The sequence below is a fragment of the Paenibacillus wulumuqiensis genome (genome assembly GCF_000971965.1).
In the GTDB taxonomy this organism is placed as follows: domain Bacteria; phylum Bacillota; class Bacilli; order Paenibacillales; family Paenibacillaceae; genus Saccharibacillus; species Saccharibacillus wulumuqiensis.
Window position 1 is genome coordinate 429,937 of record NZ_LAQP01000001.1, and the last position, 20,509, is coordinate 450,445.

13 protein-coding genes are annotated in these 20,509 nt (G+C 49.9%); all 13 read right to left on the reverse strand.

What is annotated here, in order from left to right; genetic code table 11:
* Positions 1-136: 136 nt before the first annotated feature.
* Positions 137-1,312 carry a sugar ABC transporter permease gene (locus WH45_RS10080; RefSeq protein ID WP_046214227.1) on the reverse strand — a complete coding sequence of 392 codons (1,176 nt, stop codon included), beginning with the start codon at positions 1,310-1,312 and terminating at the stop codon, positions 137-139.
* Positions 1,313-1,323: 11 nt separating this feature from the next.
* On the reverse strand, positions 1,324-2,844 hold the full coding sequence (locus WH45_RS10085; RefSeq protein WP_046214228.1) for a sugar ABC transporter ATP-binding protein: 1,521 nt from the start codon (positions 2,842-2,844) through the stop codon (positions 1,324-1,326).
* Positions 2,845-2,965: 121 nt separating this feature from the next.
* Positions 2,966-4,087, reverse strand: a complete 1,122-nt coding sequence (locus tag WH45_RS10090) for a sugar ABC transporter substrate-binding protein (RefSeq protein WP_046214229.1) — start codon at positions 4,085-4,087, stop codon at positions 2,966-2,968.
* Positions 4,088-4,345: 258 nt separating this feature from the next.
* Positions 4,346-5,617, reverse strand: a complete 1,272-nt coding sequence (gene xylF / locus WH45_RS10095; protein WP_235338336.1) for a D-xylose ABC transporter substrate-binding protein — start codon at positions 5,615-5,617, stop codon at positions 4,346-4,348.
* On the reverse strand, positions 5,614-7,155 hold the full coding sequence (locus tag WH45_RS10100) for a response regulator (RefSeq protein WP_046214230.1): 1,542 nt from the start codon (positions 7,153-7,155) through the stop codon (positions 5,614-5,616). The genes xylF and WH45_RS10100 overlap by 4 nt, the downstream gene beginning before the upstream one ends.
* Positions 7,130-8,596: a sensor histidine kinase gene (locus tag WH45_RS10105; RefSeq protein WP_046214231.1), complete on the reverse strand. Its 1,467-nt coding sequence runs from the start codon at positions 8,594-8,596 to the stop codon at positions 7,130-7,132. Before WH45_RS10105 ends, WH45_RS10100 begins: the two co-directional genes overlap by 26 nt.
* The gene (locus tag WH45_RS10110) at positions 8,593-9,582 is read right to left on the reverse strand and encodes a sugar ABC transporter substrate-binding protein (protein WP_046214232.1); all 990 of its coding nucleotides are present in this window, start codon (positions 9,580-9,582) and stop codon (positions 8,593-8,595) included. Before WH45_RS10110 ends, WH45_RS10105 begins: the two co-directional genes overlap by 4 nt.
* 300 nt (positions 9,583-9,882) lie before the next feature.
* Positions 9,883-11,604, reverse strand: a complete 1,722-nt coding sequence (gene cysI / locus WH45_RS10115) for an assimilatory sulfite reductase (NADPH) hemoprotein subunit (protein ID WP_046214233.1) — start codon at positions 11,602-11,604, stop codon at positions 9,883-9,885.
* 36 nt (positions 11,605-11,640) lie between these two features.
* Entirely contained in the window at positions 11,641-13,488 is a 1,848-nt protein-coding gene (locus WH45_RS10120) for an assimilatory sulfite reductase (NADPH) flavoprotein subunit (RefSeq protein ID WP_046214234.1), read from the reverse strand.
* Between the two features lie 700 nt (positions 13,489-14,188).
* Positions 14,189-15,028 (reverse strand): hypothetical protein, encoded by an 840-nt coding sequence (locus WH45_RS10125; protein WP_046214235.1) that lies wholly within the window; start codon positions 15,026-15,028, stop codon positions 14,189-14,191.
* A gap of 148 nt (positions 15,029-15,176) precedes the next feature.
* Positions 15,177-15,725, reverse strand: a complete 549-nt coding sequence (locus WH45_RS10130) for a GrpB family protein (RefSeq protein ID WP_046214236.1) — start codon at positions 15,723-15,725, stop codon at positions 15,177-15,179.
* 86 nt (positions 15,726-15,811) lie between these two features.
* Positions 15,812-17,440 (reverse strand): GNAT family N-acetyltransferase, encoded by a 1,629-nt coding sequence (locus tag WH45_RS10135; RefSeq protein ID WP_324292929.1) that lies wholly within the window; start codon positions 17,438-17,440, stop codon positions 15,812-15,814.
* A gap of 180 nt (positions 17,441-17,620) precedes the next feature.
* Positions 17,621-20,425 carry a hypothetical protein gene (locus WH45_RS10140; protein ID WP_046214237.1) on the reverse strand — a complete coding sequence of 935 codons (2,805 nt, stop codon included), beginning with the start codon at positions 20,423-20,425 and terminating at the stop codon, positions 17,621-17,623.
* Between the last annotated feature and the right edge of the window lie 84 nt (positions 20,426-20,509).

The window sequence follows — 20,509 nt, forward strand, 5'->3', positions numbered from 1 at the left end:
GGTTTTTAGTTTGATCTGTTGGTTTGCTTTATTTGTTAGGTTTATCCATTTACTTCAATCATATAATAATTGATTCTGACGGGTAATTCTGCATCTGTGAGCTGGAACCATCCGCCGGCCTATAGATACACTTGAATTAGCCTCTCTTTCTGCGTGTCATGACATCAAAGATAACCGCCAGTGCAAGCACCGCGCCCCGGATCATGTACTGATAGGAGATCCCTACCCCGAGCAGGTTCATACCGCTGGACAGTGAAGCCATAACGACCGCACCAATGATGGAACCGGTAATTTTACCAACGCCGCCGGCTGCCGATACGCCGCCGACATAAGCTGCTGCAATCGCATCCAGCTCGAACAGTGTACCGGCTGTCGTGGTAGCCGATTGCAGACGGGAGGTGTACAGAATACCGGATAGTGCAGACAGCATACCCATGGAGCCAAAGACGATATACGTAATCTTCTTGACATTGATACCGCTCAGGTGAGCCGCTTCCGGATTACTGCCGACCGCATAGATATGACGTCCAAGCACGGTACGGGTTGTCAGGAAGTGATAGATAATCACGACCGCCAGCGTAATAACCACCGTCCAGGAGAATCCGTTGTATCCTGCCAGAATCCAGGTGATATACCCGATGATTACCGAGACAAAGATCAGCTTCACGGCAAAGATCTGTTTGGAGATGACTTCGAATTTATATTTCAGCTTCTGCTTGCGCTTGCTCAGTTCGGAATAGACAAAGAACAGAATAATGAATACGCCGATGATCAGCGACAGCAGATTGAGTCCGCCTACCTGACCAAGTGCAGGCAGATACCCATTACCGATCGCGTTGAACTGGTCATCCTTGACAATAATCGTTCCGGTCTTCTCGGTCACCTGCAGCAGGGCACCGCGGAAGATCAGCATCGCTGCCAGAGAGGAGACAAAGGAAGGAATGCCTATCGAGGCCACCAGCACACCATTGAACATACCGATAACAATACCCAGTACAAGAATGATCGGAATAGTCAGATAGAAAGGAACTCCCATCTGTGACAGCATAATGGCTGCAATCGCTCCCATGAATCCGGCCGCAAAGCCGACCGAAAGATCAATATGACGGATAACGATAACCAGCGTCATCCCTACCGCCAGTACAGCGATATAACCGGTAGCATCAAGCAAGTTGCTAATATTACGGGATGACATAAACAGACCATCGGTCAGGATGGAGAATGTCAGCATAATAACGAATAAAGCGATATACATTCCATAGTCACGAATATTGACTTTGAGCAGTGATCTGGCTTCAGTAAAGAAGTTCACGGTGTCCCCTCCTATTGCGTGGCAAATTTCATTATTTTTTCCTGATCCGCTTCTTCTGCGGTAAGCTCACCCTTGATCTTGCCTTCGGCCATGACATAGATCCGATCACTCATCCCCAGTACTTCTCCCAGCTCGGACGAAATCATGATAATGCTCATTCCTTCACTGATCAGTTTGTTCATAATCGTGTAAATCTCGAACTTGGCGCCGACATCGATCCCGCGGGTAGGCTCATCCAGAATGAGCAGCTTCGGTCCGACGAACAGCCATTTACCGAGCGAGACTTTTTGCTGATTGCCTCCGCTCAGGTGACCGACGACTTGTTCAATGGATGAAGCCTTGATATACATAGAGCTTTTGTATCCGCTTGCAATATGGACTTCTTCGTTCTCATTAATGACACCGCCGGAGGAGACACCTTTGAGATTGGCAGCAGTCACATTGTTTTTGATATCCTGAATGAGGAATAATCCGTCGCCTTTGCGATCTTCGGTTACATAGGCGATACCTGCATGAATCGCTTCACTCGTATGTTTGAATGTCCGTGGAACATTGTCGACCAATAGTTCGCCATCCAGCTTGTAACCTCTCGGATTGCCGAATATACTGAGTGCAAACTCGGTCCGTCCGGACCCCATTAGTCCGGCAATGCCGACGATCTCCCCTTTTTTGACCTGGAGATCGACATTTTTAACGATGTTGCGGCCCAGCTGTGGATCATAGGCTGTCCAGTTCCGCACTTCCAGAATCGGATCGCCAATTTTCTTATCCGGACGCTTGGGATAAATGTCCTCGATATCGCGTCCGACCATATTTTTGATAATCACGGCTTCGGTAATCTCGCCGCGCGCGGCATCGAGCGTACAGATCGTCTTGCCATCACGCAGTACGGTGGCTTTGTCCGCGATAGAGATGACTTCCTTGAGCTTGTGCGAGATCATAATGCAGGTAATGCCCTGACTGCGGAGATCACGCAACAGCTCCAGCAGGTTCTCACTGTCATTCTCATTCAATGCGGCTGTCGGTTCATCGAGAATGAGCAGCTTGACATCCTTGCTGAGTGCTTTGGCAATCTCGACCAGCTGCTGCTTGCCGACGCCCAGATCCCGGATCAGTGTCTCGGGATTCACATTGAGCTTGACCATTTTGAGCATCTCCCGTGCCCGGATAATCGTCTCGTTCCAATCGATCAGTCCGCCATGCTTGACCTCATTGCCGGCAAAAATGTTCTCATACACGCTCAGATCAGGAAACAGCGCCAGCTCCTGATAAATAATGCCGATGCCTGCTTTGACACTATCGCTGATCCGGCTGAAATTCTGTACATTTTCTTCGAATACGATATCCCCTTCGTACGTTCCATAGGGATAGACGCCGCTGAGTACTTTCATCAGCGTCGATTTGCCTGCACCGTTCTCACCGATCAGACAGTGAATCTCGCCTTTGGCGACTTTGAAGTTCACATCCGACAGCGCTTTGACGCCGGTAAAACTTTTGGAAATGTTCCGCATCTCCAGAATATTACTGCTCATCGCTGCTCCCCCTTACCAGCTGCGGCTGGTCGCTGGTATTCATCTGCTTTTGGCAAAGAGCTGCAAAACAGGAACGGTACTCCGCTCCTGTTTGGGTCAGCCTGTATTGGATCAACTGTGCTTACAGCCCTGTAAAGTCTGACGCTTTGTAGTATTCGGAATCGATCAGTTCTTTTTTGACATTGTCTTTGTCGACTACAATAACATCCGTTTGTTTGGCTTTGACATCCACGGTGCCGTTATTGTAAGAACCTGTAGTTTCCGGTGTTTTGCTATCCAGGATTTCAACAGCCATACCCATGGCATCTTTGACCAATGCGCGTACATCCTTGAACACGGTCATGGACTGTTTGCCATCAATGATATACTGGATCGAAGCCTGCTCGGCATCCTGACCTGTAATTACATAGTCGGTAACTGCGGAATCCGCAGAGAATACGTCGGCGATGGAACGTGCTGTACCATCATTCGGTGCGAGGATTGCAATGTCACCTTTCATATCGGCTGCAGCAGCAGTCAGGTGAGTCTGTGCTTTATTTTTGGCTTCATTCGGGTCCCAGTTGGTTGTCACCTGGCTGATGATCGCACTCATCTGGTCACGGGACAGCTCTTTCGTGTCTTTCAGCTTCTCAGCTTCGGAAGAGTTGGCAATTTTGAATGTTCCATCGACAATCTTCGGTTGCAGTACTTCCCACGCGCCCTGGAAGAACAAGAATGCATTGTTATCCGATGCTGCACCAGCATACAGATAGAGCGGTTGGCCTTTGCCTTTGGCATGATCGACCAGGTATTGTCCCTGTGCCGCACCTACTGCCAGACTGTCAAAGGTGACGTAGTAGTCAACTGCATCGGTATCGGTGATCAGACGATCATAGGCAATGACGGTGATGCCTTCTTTTTTGGCGGATTCGACAGCTGCTGCGGCAGCCGCACCATCCTGCGGACAGATGATCAGTACTTTGATTCCTTTGTTGATCAGCGTCTCTACGTTTTCTTTTTCTTTGGCAGAGGAACCTTGACTGAAGAGAATTTCAGTGGAATATTTGGTGCTGGACAGTGCATCCTTGAACCGCTGTTCATCCTGCACCCATCTGGTTTCATCTTTGGTTGGCAGGACGATTCCGACACTGACTGCCCCGCCGCCGCTGCCACTTCCGTTACCACTGCTGTTACATGCGGACAGAATAACGGTAAGCATCATAACAACCATCAAAATTGCAATCCCTCTGAATTTCTTTTTCAATTGAACTAACCCCTTTCAATCTTGTATGCCTTCTGACAAACCAATCATAGCATTGCTCAAGCGAAATGTAAGCGCTTAACTATAGTACTCTTTTGCTACCTTCTGTACTTTTTTATCCTCGGTCAATCTTGCACAGGATTCACAAAATAATAAGTGAAGAAAATATAAAAAAGCCCTGGCTGCTTATGCAGTTCCAGGGCATCTCCTCGGTATGATGTTAATGGTGTTATGCTACAGTATATTAATGCGGTATATGAATCAATCCTGTTTGCTTCCGTAAATCTCCTGCCGGGTATGAAATTGATCCGCGATCACGGTCTGCTCCAGATTGCTCCGGTCAACCGCAATAGGCTCGAGCAGCACGGAAGGCACTTCGATTTTGCCGTTGTTTACTTGCTGGTTCGTGGTGATCTTCTCTCCCTTGGCGAGGCGAATCGCCAGATCGGCTGTCGTGTCGGCCAGCTGCCGGATCGGTTTGTAGACGGTCATCGTCTGAGTACCCTGGACAATCCGCTGGACAGCAGCCAGATCGGCATCCTGACCGGCGACTGGTATCTTTCCAGCCAGTCCTTGCTCAGCAAGTGCTTGTATGGCTCCTCCGGCTGTACCATCATTGGCGACTATGACTGCATCCACTTGCTTCTGATTCGCCTTTAACGCTGCCCGCATATTCTCCCGGGCATAGGCAGGAATCCAGTCCTTGGACCATTGATCGTATACAATCTGAATCTCTCCCCGGTCGATCAGCGGCTGCAGGACATCGAATACGCCTTTTTTGAACAAATGAGCATTATTATCCGTATCGGCTCCGCCTATATATACATATTTGCCGCGTGGAACCTGGCTGATCAGGGCACTTGCCTGCAGTCGGCCGACCTCTTCATTGTCAAAGGAAACATATAGATCCACCTCTGCATTCTTCACCAGCCGGTCATAGGACAATACCTTGATGCCTGCTTTGTGTGCTTTCTGGATAATCGTGGCTGTCGCTTCCGCATTATGCGGTATGATGACGAGCACATCGACTCCGTCGCTGATTAAGGCTTCCGCCTGGGCAATCTGCCGGGCATCTTCGCCATCTGCCGACCGGATAATCACTTCCGCACCCCGCCGCTCGGCAGCCTGACGGAACAGATCACGGTCTTTTTTCCAGCGTTCCTCGACCAGTGTATCCATCGCAAAGCCAATTCGGATGACAGGCTCTTTTCCTTTATCCTTCGGATCTTTATCGTTCTCACTGCTGCTGGTGCTCTTCTCTTTTCCATCGTTCACTGCTGGTACATATACTGCCGAGGCAGCATCCCGTTCAGCTGGTGTCTGCTGCTGGGAAGACGAAGGGACCGATCCCGAACCGGATTGGTCGGTTTCACTGCAGCCGGTGAGCAGTGTGATGAACAGCAGCAGCAGAGCAGCTATCCTTCTTTTCCATGTCACAGAAATGGTGGATGGTGATTGATACGATCGATATTGCTGTACACGCATGTGGCGGTTGGCAGGGGCGGCATACATCGGTTCTGCCGATCTGTTCATACGCGTCCGCCCAGCAGCGACTTGCGGTATTCGGTCGGCGAGACATCGCACATTTTTTTGAATACTTTGCTAAAGTAATTGGGATCGTGGTAGCCCACCTCAAACGTAATCTCCTTCATGCTGCGCAGCGGATCAATCATCAACTTTTTGGCTTTGTTGATCCGGCATTCGGTGAGGAAATCGATATAATTGACACCGAGCTGCTCCTTGAATAATTTGCTGATATAAAAAGGACTCAGCTCAAACCGTTCTCCGATGCCCTCCAGGGAAATGTCCTGATGGGAGTGCTCGGTAATATACTGCTTGATCCGGCGGATCGTGTCCGGCTTGATCCGTTCGAGATGCTCATCATGCAGCATCCGCATCTGATCCCATATCCTGGCTGTCTCGATCCGCAGCTGCCGGTAATCTTGCGCTTCAAAGGAATAAAGCGGCGTATCCATCTCTACGCCCATCTCTGCCAGCACCCGGGAAGCGATCCAAATCCGTTCCAGCACACGCTGCTGAATCTGCAGCCGGTTGGCACCCTGGTTCTCATATCGGCGCAGCATCTCCATCGTATCTTCACAGATCGTCTGCCACTCTCCCAGACGTACCTGTTCAAAAAAATGCTGTTCCCAGCTTCGGGAGGTGGAGTCCGGATGAGCGGCGCCCGGAGCAGATACATCTGCATAGAAGCGGTATTTGACCGGCAGCGATACATCCATCGTCGCGATCAGCGCTTCCTGATACGACTGTCTGACCTGGGAGAGTGATTCACAGGTATTGCCAATACCGACAAACCATCCTTCCCGTTCGTCCGGTCGTATACTGGACAGCAGGTCACGCGCCAGCGCAGCAGCCTGGGAACGGAACGATACTCCGGATTGGCGAAAAGCAATAACCGGGATCTGCCGTCCATACAGTGCGCCGACCCAGCCGCTGCCGGTAGCGCTGATTTTCTCCTTGATCATCGTGTAGGCGTTCTCTCTGCCGGCTGGCAGCAGGATAGCCATAGCGAATTTGTCACTGTCGGTATCTACTCCAAGCCAGCGAACCAGCTCATCCGAGTGCACCTGATGCACATGATCGAACAGTAGCTGGGTCACAATATCCGCTTCGATAACCGGCATGACTTTTTGCAGGGCATCACTGCGCAGCCGGCTCTGCTCCCGGTCCAGCTGTTCCTGGGTAATCTGCTCCAGTACCCGCTTTACCGTGGAGACAATCTCGCTCGCCTTGCTCGGTTTGAGCAGATAATCCTTGACCCCCAGCTTGATCGCCCGGCGGGCATAATCAAATGTATCGTAGGCGGTGAACATAATGACTTTGATATCCGGAAAGGCCCCTGCAATATGCTCGGTCGTCTCCAGGCCATCCATGCCCGGCATCTTGATATCCATCAGAATCAGATCCGGCTGGAAGTGCTCCACCATGCTGATGGCAATTCTGCCATTGGGTGCCTGCTCGATGATCAGATCTGTGAATCCTTTTTGCAGAATAGCTTGCAGCCCTTCCCGTCCTACCTGCTCGTCATCCACGATCAGCAGCTTCATCATTCGTCTCCATCCTCCCTTTTTTCGGTATTTTGATAATGACTCTTACACCCTGTCCGGGGATACTCTGAATATCCACCACATCCGCTGTTCCATAGAACAGGTGGAGCCGCTGCACTACATTGCTGAATCCGATGCCGGTCGATTGTCCTTCATTCTCCACCGGTTGCTCTTCCAGAATCTGCTGAATTCGTTCACTGCTCATGCCCGGCCCATCATCGGCGATCTCTATCTTCACATATTCATTGCTGTCCTGAATGCTCACCCGGATCGTCCCCCCCTGCTCGGAAGGTTCCACTGCATATATGATAGCGTTTTCAACAATTGGCTGCAGGGTTAACCCGGGGATCGGAACGTACAGACAGTCGGTATCAATATCGGTCTGCAGATGCAGCCGGTCGGTGAAGCGCGCCTTTTGAATCTCCATATATTGCTGCATCACTTTGACTTCATCATAGAGGGTAACTGCCCGATCGAGCCGCTTGAGATTGTAGCGCAGCAGTCCGGCCACATTGACCAGCAGATCGCTCGTTTCCTCGGCTCCTTCCATATAAGCCTTCTTGGAAAGGGTATCGAGAATATTAAACAGAAAATGCGGATTGATCTGACTCTGCAGACTACGCAGCTGGCTCTCCCGCAGCAGCAGCTTATTCCGCTGCAGTTCACTTTCCAGCTGGGCTTTTTGCTGAATTTCTATGATCAGATTGTTGATATTGATCCGCATATGCTCGAACATCCGGGCGAGAAAGGAGATTTCATCGGTAGACTGCACCTTGACCTGAAGATCGAATCTTCCTTTGGCCAGTTCCTGTGCCGCCCGGGTCAGCTGCTCGACCGGACGGGTGATACTGAGCGAGAACCAGTAGGTGAAGAGCAGCAGCAAAAAGGTCATCGTCAGCAGAATCAGTACACCCAGCTGTTTGAATGCCGACGATTGTGCGATCATCTCTCTGTAGGAGCGCTCATAGGTGTTAATGTCCATATCCAGCAGCTTGAGTGTCATTTCCGAAATATACCTGGAGATGCGGGTCGCTTCGGAAAAGGCTTGGGCTGAGTCCTCGGTTTCCTTTTCAGTCTGGAACATAACGGAGCGTTCTGCCGACTCGATCAGGCTGTCGATCAGATTCACATAGCTGGTCAGGGCAAAGTCATTCTGTCCATTGCGCAGTAGTGCCACCGACCAGCGAGCATTCCGCAGCTTGTGTTCTTTGCTGCGCAGACTGCTCAGATTCGCTTCGGTCGGCGTCAGCAGATAATGATTGAGCGAGGTAACCATTTGCTGGCTCGCTGTGGTTACTTCATTCATATACAGGTATCGCTGTAAAATATCATTATATTGTTCCTGGGTCTTCTGATTGTAATAGGTCAGGGTTATCCAGATGACCACCATAATGAACATGACGACAGCAGTCAGGGTCCATATTTTCCGCTGAATTCCAATCATTGTACATCTTCCGCCTTCAGTACACGAATATCGGTAAAAGAACCGGTTGTATCGAGTGGAATATTCTTGCCTTCCAGCCACCGGATCATCATCTCTACGCTTGTTTTCCCCATGCTCTCTGGAGACTGCTCGATAATCGCATCCAGTTTGCCTTTGCGCAGCAGAGGCAGTACATCGGGATGATCGTCAAAGGAATACATATAATAAGGCTCGATCTGTGAGCGTCTGCTGATTTCCTGGATCATAGCGCTTATCAGATTGGCATCCATAGATATGAAGGCGTTTACATTTGGGTGGCGGTTCATAATGTCCTGGGTCGCTGCAATCACCTTTTCTTTTTGCTCGGGAGTCTCTACATATTGAGGTTGAATGCGTGGATAGGCATGCAGCACTTCCATGATTCCTGCCAGGCGCTGCTTCTGGTCATACTCCTTTTGGTTATTGCCCATCAGTACGACAGTTCCTTCATTGCCCATATCCCGGATCATCTGTCTGACGATCGTACGCCCTGCCATGACCGGATCGGAGCCAACATAGGTTTTGCGAAGACTCTCGTCCATGGGGACGTCACTTGCCACGGTAATAATGGGGATTCCGTAAAAGGCGGATTTTACCTTGGTCAGTTCCTTGAACGCATCGTTATCCAGCCCCTGAACGATAATCCCGTCCATTTTGGAATCGATGGCAATCTCGATCTGTTTGAGGAAATCATCTTTGTCTTCTCCATAGCTGCCCCACACTTCGAGTGTGGCTGCATTCTGCTGTGCCTGCTGTCTGGCGCCGCTTCCTACCTTTTCCCAAAATGGAGTACCTAGATCTCTCGTGATCAGCACGAGCCGGTATTGTGATGGCTTGCTCACACTGGTCTGCGGGAGCTGCTGTTGTTCGGATTGTACAAAGCGAACCGCTGCCGTAATCGTAAAACATAGCAAAAGAATGCATACGGAACCCAGTGCCAAGCTGACTCTTTTATGCAAATAAATCATCCCTCTTCCCCGGTATGGGATCATGGTATGGCAATTCTGCCAGTCGGTGCTTATACTCTAACAAATCCTTTATCGGTTGGGTAGATATTTTTTACCATTTTTATTTATAACAGTTACTGAGTTATATCGGTAATCAGTTTATTGTTTTGCAGCCCGATACGTGATCCGCACTCCACATGGCAAGCTAAGATGGATACAATAAAAAGACTCCGGGATCGTGATGATCCTGGAGTCTTCTCTATTTATAGTCTGCAATAGCCAATGTCTGATGTACAGTTGAAAGCAATCCATCCGAACTGGTCAGGCGTGGAATTGACGTCCGTCGTAGACAGCATCTACGTAACCCGCACGAATGACAAAGTCTCCGAAATGCTCGCCAGCGTTACGTTCTGTCGCATACCGGCCAAAGATCGGTTTGAGCGTAGACAGAATCTCATCTTCGTTAATGTTCTCTCGGTACATCTTGTTCAGGCGGCTGCCGTCAAAGCTGCCTCCGAGATACATATTGTAACGTCCCGGTGCCTTACCGATAAAGGAGAGTTCGGCCAGAGCCGGACGTGCACAACCGTTCGGGCAGCCGGTCATACGAATCACGATATCTTCGTTGCGCAGGCCAACCTCATCCAGCTGATTCTCCAGCTTGGTCATCAGTTCAGGCAGATAACGCTCGGCTTCAGCCATCGCCATTCCACATGTAGGCAGTGCGACACATGCCATCGAATTACGGCGCAGCGCAGAATAATGGGCACCGTCGGTCAGATTGTATTTGGCGATCAGATTTTCGATCGTTTTCTTCTTGGCGCTGGTTACGCCGCCGATAACCAGATTCTGATTCGGCGTCAGGCGGAAATCGCCGGTATGCACCTTGGCAATCTCGCGCAGACCGGTCATCAGCTGGTAGTCGCCATCGTCCATAATACGTCCGTTCTCGATGAACAGGGTCAGCAGCCATTTACCGTCGAGACCTTTCACCCAGCCATAACGGTCACCATTATGATCGAACTGGAACGGGCGAGCCTCCTGCAATTGCCAGCCAAGACGCTCATGCAGTTCGGCTACGAGCCAATCCAGCCCGCGATCATCGATCGTATACTTGAACCGGGCATGCTTGCGCACGGCACGGTCGCCATAATCACGCTGGATGGTAACGACCTTTTCAGCTACATCAATCATCTGGTCGGGAGTGATAAAGCCGATCACTTTGGACAGCTGCGGATAGGTCTTGTCATCTCCGTGTGTCATGCCCATTCCTCCGCCTACCGCTACATTAAATCCCTGCAGCACACCATTTTCCACGATCGCGATAAAGCCCAGATCCTGGGAAAATACATCGACATCATTGGAAGGCGGTACTGCGATACCGATCTTGAATTTGCGCGGCAGGTAGACGGCTCCATAAATCGGCTCCTGCTCTACACCATCACGACTGTCGACGACCTTTTCTTCGTCCAGCCAGATCTCATGATAAGCACGTGTGCGCGGATCGAGATGGGTGCTTACTTTGCAGGCCCAGTCATAGACCTGCGCATGAACCGCCGATTGATCCGGATTGGTGTTGCACATCACGTTACGGTTGACGTCACCGCAGGCTGCCAGTGTACTGAGCAGCGCATCATTGACTTCACGAATCGTATTTTTCAGGTTCCATTTGAGTACACCATGCAGCTGGAATGACTGGCGCGTCGTCAGACGGATGGTGTTGTTGCCGTATTTATGGGAAATATCGTCCATCATCAGCCACTGGGCTGGAGTCACGATACCACCGGAAGCACGTACGCGCAGCATGAACTGATACGCCGGCTCCAGCTTTTGCTTTTTCCGTTCGTTGCGCAGGTCACGGTCATCCTGCATATAGCTGCCGTGGTGCTTCATGAGGCGGTTATCATCTTCGGGAATCGAGCCGGTAATCGGATCTTTGAGTGTCTCCTCCAGGCTGCCCCGCAAATATTGGCTGTTGCGCTTGATGTCTTCTACATCACTGTGTGGAGCATCATGCGGCGGATATTTTTCGTACTGGACCATTTTGTGTTCTCCTCTCGTAATCGCCGGGATTCCCCATCAATATACATCCCGCTGATAACGTTTTTGCTGCAGCATATTGCTCATATATTCAGCCGCTGCTTCCTGGCTCAGATTACCTTCCTGAACAAGAATTTTCTCCAGGGTCAGATGCACATCGTTGGCCATGTTCTTCTCATCGCCACATACATAGACAATGGCACCTTCCTGAATCCATTCATACAGCTCGCGGCTTCTCTCCATCATACGGTGCTGAACGTATACCTTCTGATCGGTATCCCGGGAAAAGGCTACATCCATACGTGTTAATACCCCATCTTTGAGCCAGCGCTGCCATTCGGTCTGATACAGGAAATCGGTCGCAAAGCGCTGATCTCCAAAGAACAGCCAGCTCTTGCCGTCCGCTCCGGTCTCTTCCCGTTCCATCATAAAGGCACGGAATGGTGCTACTCCTGTGCCCGGCCCGATCATAATGATCGGTGTGGAAGCGTCATGCGGCAGTTTGAAGTTCTCATTGTGCTGAATATAGACCGGCAGGGTGTCTCCCGGCTGCAGACGCTCGGCCAGATGTACCGAGCATACGCCATAACGCTGGCGACCATGCTGTTCGTATTCCACTTTGCGTACGGTCAGATGCACTTCATCCGGTGCAGCCTGCATACTGCTGGAAATGGAGTACAGACGGGATGGCATTTTGCGCAGCAGCGACAGGAACTCATCGGCCGGAATACCTTTCAGACTATAATCCTGCACGAGATCCAGCAGATCGCGTCCATTCAGGTAAGCGCGCAAGTCCTGTTCCCGTCCTTCTTCAAGCAGATCGTATAGCTGTTCATGGTCTGCCAGTCCGGCTACCTTTTCCAGCAGCGGCTTGGTCAGTACACTGATCTCGTAGTGACGCAGCAGTGCATCACGTACGCTCAGATGATCACCATTTTTGTTGATCACAATCGATTCATTACCGTTCCAGTCCATCGCCTCGATCAGTTCATCGACGAGCTGCGGATGATTCTCCGGGTAGACGCCCAGGCTATCGCCGGGTTCATACTGCAGACCCGATCCTTCGAGAGACAATTCCACATGGCGGGTCTCTCGGCTCGATCCGCGTCCGTTCAGATTGAGATTCTCCAGCACTTCTGCCGGAAACGGCTGGGTACGGGAGTAAGGCGATTCGGCTGCAGGTTGCGCTGTATCCGTCGTGCCCGATACTACCGATGCGCCCGCAGCGGCTGCGGACCCGGCTTGACCAAGAGCGGACAGTACATTCTCAATCCACTCGGCAGCCTGTTCTTCAAAGTCTACATCACAGTCAGCGCGCGGCACGATGCGTTCTGCGCCGAGCTCTTCCAGACGTTTATCAAAATCCTTGGCTGTCTGGCAGAAGAATTCATATGATGTATCGCCGAGACCCAGGACTGAATATTTGGCATCTGCCAGTTGTGGTGCACGCTTGCTGTGCAGGAATTCATAAAAAGGAATGGCATTATCCGGCGGATCGCCTTCTCCCTGTGTACTGACAAGCACGAGCAGGTTTTGGACCTTTTTGAGATTGTTCGGTTTGTAATCGCCCATGGACGAGAGCGTTACATCGAACCCCTGGGAAGTCAGCTGTTGTGCCAGCTTTTTGGATAGTCCCTGGGCATTGCCTGTCTGTGAACCGAATAGGACGGTCACTTCTTTGGATGCGGCCGGTGCGGTCTGTACATTTACTGCTGTATCGGTTATGGCTGTCTGGGCAGGGACGGCTGTACTACCGCCTGCCTGAATGCCGGCTGTCAGATATCCGCTCAGCCAGATTCGCTGCATATCTGTTAGTGTCGGCAGCAGCCGATTGAGAAGCTCGGCCTGCTCCGGTGTAAAAGGACTGTTACTTGCTTGAAGTTCCAACGATATTCACCCCATCATTTAGCATGACAATATGCTAATCCCTAGTATAGTGCTCAGATTAATTTTACTTCTTTGAACTTATCACAGTGTGGGAAACGGGTCAATTAGAATGCCTTATAAGTCTTATCAGTTCTACTGATGATTGGAATTATAGGATGTTTTATTGTAGATATAGGTGGATATTAGGGTTATTTCTCTGATTTTTTTCTTGCTTTTAGGTTTGAGATGTGGTGGTGAATGTTCTTTTTTCTTTTTTTGTTGCTAGAATGAGATGAATGGTGGGTTTGTGTTTTGGTGGTAGGTATATTGGTTTTTATTATTGTGAATTTTTCATATATTGAAATTATTTTAATAGTGGAATAGGAGATTGGATGATGGCGAAAAAATTATCCTCTATTAAATCTACTTTATGAAGCTGTTTATCTAAATAAAATACTGATTTAAGTGTTTCTTACGATTCGATATATCTATCTTTTTATAGTCGTTTTCATCTTTCAGTCTTTTGTATTAACTTTTAAAAGTGATATTAAGAAAATTTGAATTACTATTTTCTCCTTTATCATCAGTAAATATAATAAAAAGCACTTCTATACGTTTTTCGGTTAACCACGATGGGTTTCCCGTTAAGCGTATAGAGGTGCTTTGTTCAGACCTATTTTATTATCGAGCTATTGGGCAATGAAACATCTGCCATCACTACTTATTTTACATAAACGCTAAATTCATAGTTAACGCTGTGGTCTTTGTCCCATTGTGCGCTTATGCTATAGATGTAGTATCCCGGCTGGGCGGGCAGTTTGTATTGGCCATTGGTTATTTTGCGTTCTGCATAGTTCCGGCCTTTTTTCAGAGACAGTGTTACTTTGGTCGGCTTGCCGGCTGTCGTAATTGACAACACAGACGATTTGGGCAGCTTCGGGGCGGCTTTTTTCATTGCTGCATTTATGGTTTGCGGGTCAGGTCCGATGGCGCAGTAGACTCCCTCGCTACCATCAGACTGGATCCCTGTCCAGGTACTTCCCCCATATTGAAGATCCAATGGAGTGGAACCATGCTTGACTACAAGATGGTCACTGGTAAAAGTCAGTTCTGATTTGGGAGCAAAAAAATTGCGCAGAATATCCGCATATTCCACTGTCGTCTCATAGCCGTGAGATTGGCCGTTTTTGTTCGATACGATCAAGGCAGATGCACCTTTCTCGTTACCGAGTGCGAGCATATATTTCTCTTTGCTTCCGTCCTTTTTGTGGACCGTAATTTCATATTCTGCCGTATAATTCAGCTGTCCTTCCAGATCTGTACTTCTAACAATAGCCTGCTGGAATAGTTCTATAATGAGCCCGTCTGTATAGGTACGGGATGTACATGGAGAAGCATGCTTAACCGGTAGACAGGTAACCTGCACTGATGCGGTAGACTCGACGATTTTTTGCAGTTGTTCTGGTGTAGCCGGGCTTGCATGGGCAGTGAACGGCAGGAGTGACAGACTCAAGCAAGCCGTTAGCAGAAGCCCGGCGGCTTTTTGGAGAATAGATTTCATTGATTTTATTCCTCATTTCTCTTTTATGTATTTACTGTTAAATTATAGAATAAATAAGCTGCGGAGTCACTATCATTTCGTACAGGCAGCCCAGCCTGATGCCAGGTGCCTGTACGTTGTGGTATTTTATTTATACTGGCAGTACTGTCTATTGCTCCGCATTTCTCAGCTGGAATATGTGCTGAATATAAGCTTCCTTGTGCGCCGTGTACTCCTGAATGCCTTCTGTCTTTTGCTTGGTAAATGCTTTCTTAACAGCCTCATACTCCTGACGAGCAGCTGCATGGGTATTCATATAATCTCTGAAAAACAGCATATCCTGCCAATGTTCGCTGCGATATGGGAGCATATGAATAAAATGTGTTTTGATCTCAAACGAAGAATCACGAAAACGGGCAAACACAATCTCATCCGGACGCTCCACCTTCAATCGATAAAATCCGATACTGCGCAGCGCAGATTCATACTGATGCGCCTCCACCTCCAGATGCGTGACGCCCAGTGCAATATCCAGAACCGGCTTGGCCTGAATGCCTTTAATGGCTGTGCTGCCAATATGCTGAATCTGCTGTTTATCCAGCTGCGGAATGGCTGTATGGATCAGCTCCCGTATACGTTGGAATTCTTCTTTCCAGGCGGGATGATACGGCGCGAGACGTACTTCGTTACGAGCGAGGCCAAGTGCCGGATGCTCCATTTCCAATCTCTCCCTTCCATTATGCTAATGAAATCGCATCATCAGACAACGTTATAGCATGGATGAACGCGATACGATCTGCATCGCTATTCAGAAAGCCTGGCAGACGCATATTCATAAAATCCCAGCAGGTCTTCTTCATTCGCAAATCCGCCCTGTGCAGACTGGTCATTGCCACCGCCTTTACCGCCAAACGCTACCAGATGCTCTTTGAAAAAAGCGCCGCAGCGCAGTTCGCTCTGCTCATGACGTGCCAGTAGAATCTTGTAATCCCGCTTTGTAGCCAACAGTATATTTCGGTCCTGCCATGTCAGCAGCTGGCTCGCTATACGCTGCAGATCCTGCGGTGATTTATCGTCAAATAAATGTACCAGTACACGCTCATCCGCCGCCTCTGCCTGACGGATCAGCCGCTCCGCCAGATACTGATCATTTTCACGGCGCAGCTGATCCACCTCTGCTCTCAGCTGCTGCTGTTCGTCTTCCCATTTGCGGAAACGCTCAACTACATCCTTGCGCCCCGTATTGAAACGGGTGGTGAATACATCCAGCGTCTCCAGAGCTTCCCTGTAATCGGCCAGTGCACGGTAGCCGTATTTGAAATACAGCCGGATATGCCCTTTTTGCTTCTCGGCCCGGTACAGCTTCAGGATGCCCAGTTCACCGGTGCGGGAGACGTGGGTACCGCCGCAGGCGTTGTGCTCAATTCCTTCAATTTCGACGATCCGGATATGATCGGTCACTTTGGGCATCTTGACCAGTGTCAGCCCGGCCAGTTCTTCTTCGGTGACAAAATAGCTATGTACCGGCAGATTGCGGTAAATATGCTCATTTACCTTTTGTTCCAGTTCATTCATCTCGGCAGCAGACAGCGCCGGACGGTCAATATCAATAGTGGCATAATCTTCACCCATATGAAAGCTGAGCGTTGCTGCTCCAAGGTGGCTCAGACAGATGGCTGAGAGCAGATGCTGTCCGCTGTGCTGCTGCATATGATCGAACCGGCGCTGCCAGTCGATCTCGCAGTGAACTGCAGTGCCTGTCTCCAAACTGGCGTGCTGCTCCACTTGATGAACGATCCGCTCCTCCCGGCGCTGCACATCCAGTACCTTTATATTGTTGATCATGCCTGTGTCGCAGGGCTGCCCTCCACCTTCGGGATAAAAAGCCGTCTCTTCCAGACAGACATAATACTGGCCCTTGTGTTCATAAGCTTCGGTGATAATCGTATCCCAGCTGGTCGTATATGCCGAGTCATAATACAGTGGTTCCTCTTTTGTCAGCGTCTTCACCATAATACGATGCGGAATGCCAATCTCGGTGAACGGCTCACCGGTAATCTCATACTGCAATTTCTCATAAAAAAGAACAGCTACCTGCCGGGCATGCAACATAATGTCCCGGTAGCCCTGTGTCCGTGCAGCTTCTTCGGCATGCTGAACCAGCTTGCGTCCGATATTCTGCCCGCGAAGTGTCTCGTCCACAGCTACCTGCTTCATTTGCAAGGTACGCGAATCTACTGGCTTGAGCAGCAGTACTCCAACTACCCGCCCCTCGTAGAGAGCGACAATATGGGTCGCATACTCTTCATCTTCCAGATTCTCATCCCAGAGACTCATGCCAAGCGGCTGACGCAGCACACGATCTCTCAGTTCCAGGGATTCTCGGTATAACATGTCGTCGGTCAGGATTATTCGGGTCACTATCTCACTCACAGGCAATTCCTCCAGTTATGCTTTTGTGTTTTTTTATAGGTGATGAAATATGGATACGTATGTATGAAGCAGTTAATCATATCTCTGCGGTAAGATCAAGACAAAAAGGCAGACCGCCCGGTCTGCCTGCAACTGCTGACATGTAAATTGTCATCCGGGAATGTCCATCCTGTCCCAACATCATGTTACCTTTATATCCGCTGGAAAAGATCTCCCTCGCAGCAGTCTCACCTCACCTGTTATTCCGCAGTTCACAAAATGGTAGTCTTCTCCCCGGGTACAAGACGGTGCATCCGGATCATCGGCAAAGTTCTTTATTCCTCTGTACTGATCCGGGCTGACGACATGACGATCTCCATCCCGATGCAGATGCGGTCCGTAACGATTATACGTGCTGGGAATAAGTTCAACTGTAATTTCCAGCAGGATCTCTGTAGTTTCCGAATCATGCCAATTCTTTCCGTTTGCATTACTTGTTGGTGCTGCTTCTCCTATTTCTGACGGCAGCTCTATCTTCCAATCCGGTGCCCAACAATAGCCTGCTGACTGACCGTCTATTTGTATATAAGCGGCATCTGCATCCACTCCGGTTAACTGCAAATAGAGCGCTTCTGACCCTTCCTTCAGCTCGTCCATACTGACAGATAGAGTGGCGCTCATCTCTACCGAATCACTGTAAAAAGGAAACCCTGATTCGATCAATGAACCGGGATCGAGTATTATCGTCTGATTATTCTGCTTATTCGGCATCCCCGTTATACGCAGAGGGCCGCTTGTGTAACACTGCCTCTCATCTTTGGGCCTGTAAGGAGTATCGCTATATACCAGAAATTCCCCTTCCAGAAATGCAACCGGATCGGGCTCAGCCATAGGCTCCATCTGTACACTGATATGAAGATCTTCTCTCCCCCCAAGCAGCGACGCTTCAATACCATAGCGATAAGGTCGCTTCGTCGACTCCGTGTTCCCCTTCTGATCAACAGCAATATACTGATCGTTTATCATTACAGCCAGCGGCTGATCCAGCATAACCAATTGAAACAGTGCAGCCTGGGAAGCCAGCGAATCCCCATCCATCTTCACCCGTGTACTCCACCATCCACTGTCCTTGTCTTCCCAGTACAGTGTAAAGCTATTGGAAGCAGGCCTTGTCATTATCCATGGAGATTGCGCTGCAACGACCGGAGTCAGATCGGCATAGCGCACCCTCTTCTCGGGATGGTCTGTGACGGCCAGCGTATCGTATTTCCCCTGCTCTGCCTTGTTCCGGCTGCTCGCATAGAGATATAGATCATCCGGTTCTATCAGCGTAATTCCTGCCTCGATCATCCGGTCTATCAGCGTACGATGGGAATCGCCTTCCTGTGCCTGCCATACACAGCCCGAAGCCAGCATGACTCTCGAATAGCTGCGGGCACCGATACAAACACTGCCTTTTTTTACTATTGCCGTCTCTTCCAATGTTCGTTCTTCGGTAAATTCATAGTGAACTCCTGCCTGATGACAGCACTCCACCAGCTCCATAAAGGAATTGCTTATTCTGCCCGCCGGTGTATCCGGTACACCGTCTCCATCATGCACATTGATTACCATCGCTTCGTCTGGCTGAAAGTAAGCCATCACACCACGCGTGGGCGTTACGATGAGCAGCTCCGGCTGCTCACTGCGCAGATCAGGCAGCTGTTGCACCCGCTCCCGAATCGATTGCAGTACCGCCGGAAATGCTTTTCTCCAGCTTAGATGCAGTGGCAGGGAAGGCGGCCAGTCATGTACAGCTTGCGAGCCCAGTTCATACTGGCTTAGATGCAGTACCAGTTGGCGCAGACCGTGTCCGGCCAGCCAGAGCATATACCGGGAAAAGGTCGCTGGTGTCACTCCCCACCCACTGCCGCCATGTGCCTCAGCCAGACAACCGCTTCTTCCCTGCTGCATCGAGATGGAATGCACCATTCGCGGATAGAAGTCATTACCGGGATAGCGCTCCAGCGCATCAATGCCCGGCAAAGTTAGCCCCTGCAGTACACTGAAGCAAGAGCCGCTGTGCGGCAGCTGGAAGAACGGGTTTTCTTCTCCTTTCAGATGACCGGTGAACAGCTTGCCATGGCGTGCACACCACTCGGCAATCGGACGATAGAATCCTTCGATCAGCGCGTCCGTCAGCAGTTCCCAGTAACGTATTCGCAGCTCCTGTGCCCGGCCAAGCGGTCGGTCATGCTGACCGGTAGAACTGCTGTAATGATAATAATGCGCACTTATCGCGTCTGCAGCCCGTCCATTATCACCCGCTGCGAATGATTCCTTCCCAGCAGCAGTTAAAGCAGGCTGCCGGGCATTTGCTGCTGTCCGATTCCTTTCCCATTCTTCCTCTTCGATGAACAGCAGCGGCAGCAGAGGCTCCAGTGCCTCGCCGTAGCGTATCCGATACCGCTCCGGCAGCTCTCTGTACCAGGGAACGCCTCCTTTCTCCACAGACACACTATGCCCATCCAGAAAACCGACCTCATCCGAGAAAAATCCGGTTACATATTCAAAAGCCTTCGGCTGCAGACCTTTTCGGTATCCTTCATGAGTAATCTCGATAAAGGCTTTCGTCGCCTCTCTATCCAGTGAAGATACCGCAGATCTGGAACGGATCACCGTCTGATTCTGCTGCCCTGAATGATCTCCTGTCCATTCCAGCCATTCACAGACCAGCTCCGGATGCCGGGCAATCACCTGTCCGCTTGCTGTGCCGGATGGCCAGCCATTCTCATCGTATATCCAGAAAATCATTCCAATCGAACGGGCATAGAGAATCACCTCTGACAAAACATCCAGATAGTCCTGACTCATATATGGCGGATGATCCGGGTAATAACGTGGATGGAATACCACTCCCTGAATGCCACAAGCCTGCAATTCATCAAGCTGGCGCTTGAGCGGTTCAGCATGCAGCGCATCATTGATTGACCAGAATACCAGAAATTGCAATGCATCGTTATCCACAATACTCACTCCCTTGTATCGGATGGATCAGTATATTCCGGCAGGTTCTGCTTTCTGGATTAAGTATAAAAATTCGCAGTGGAG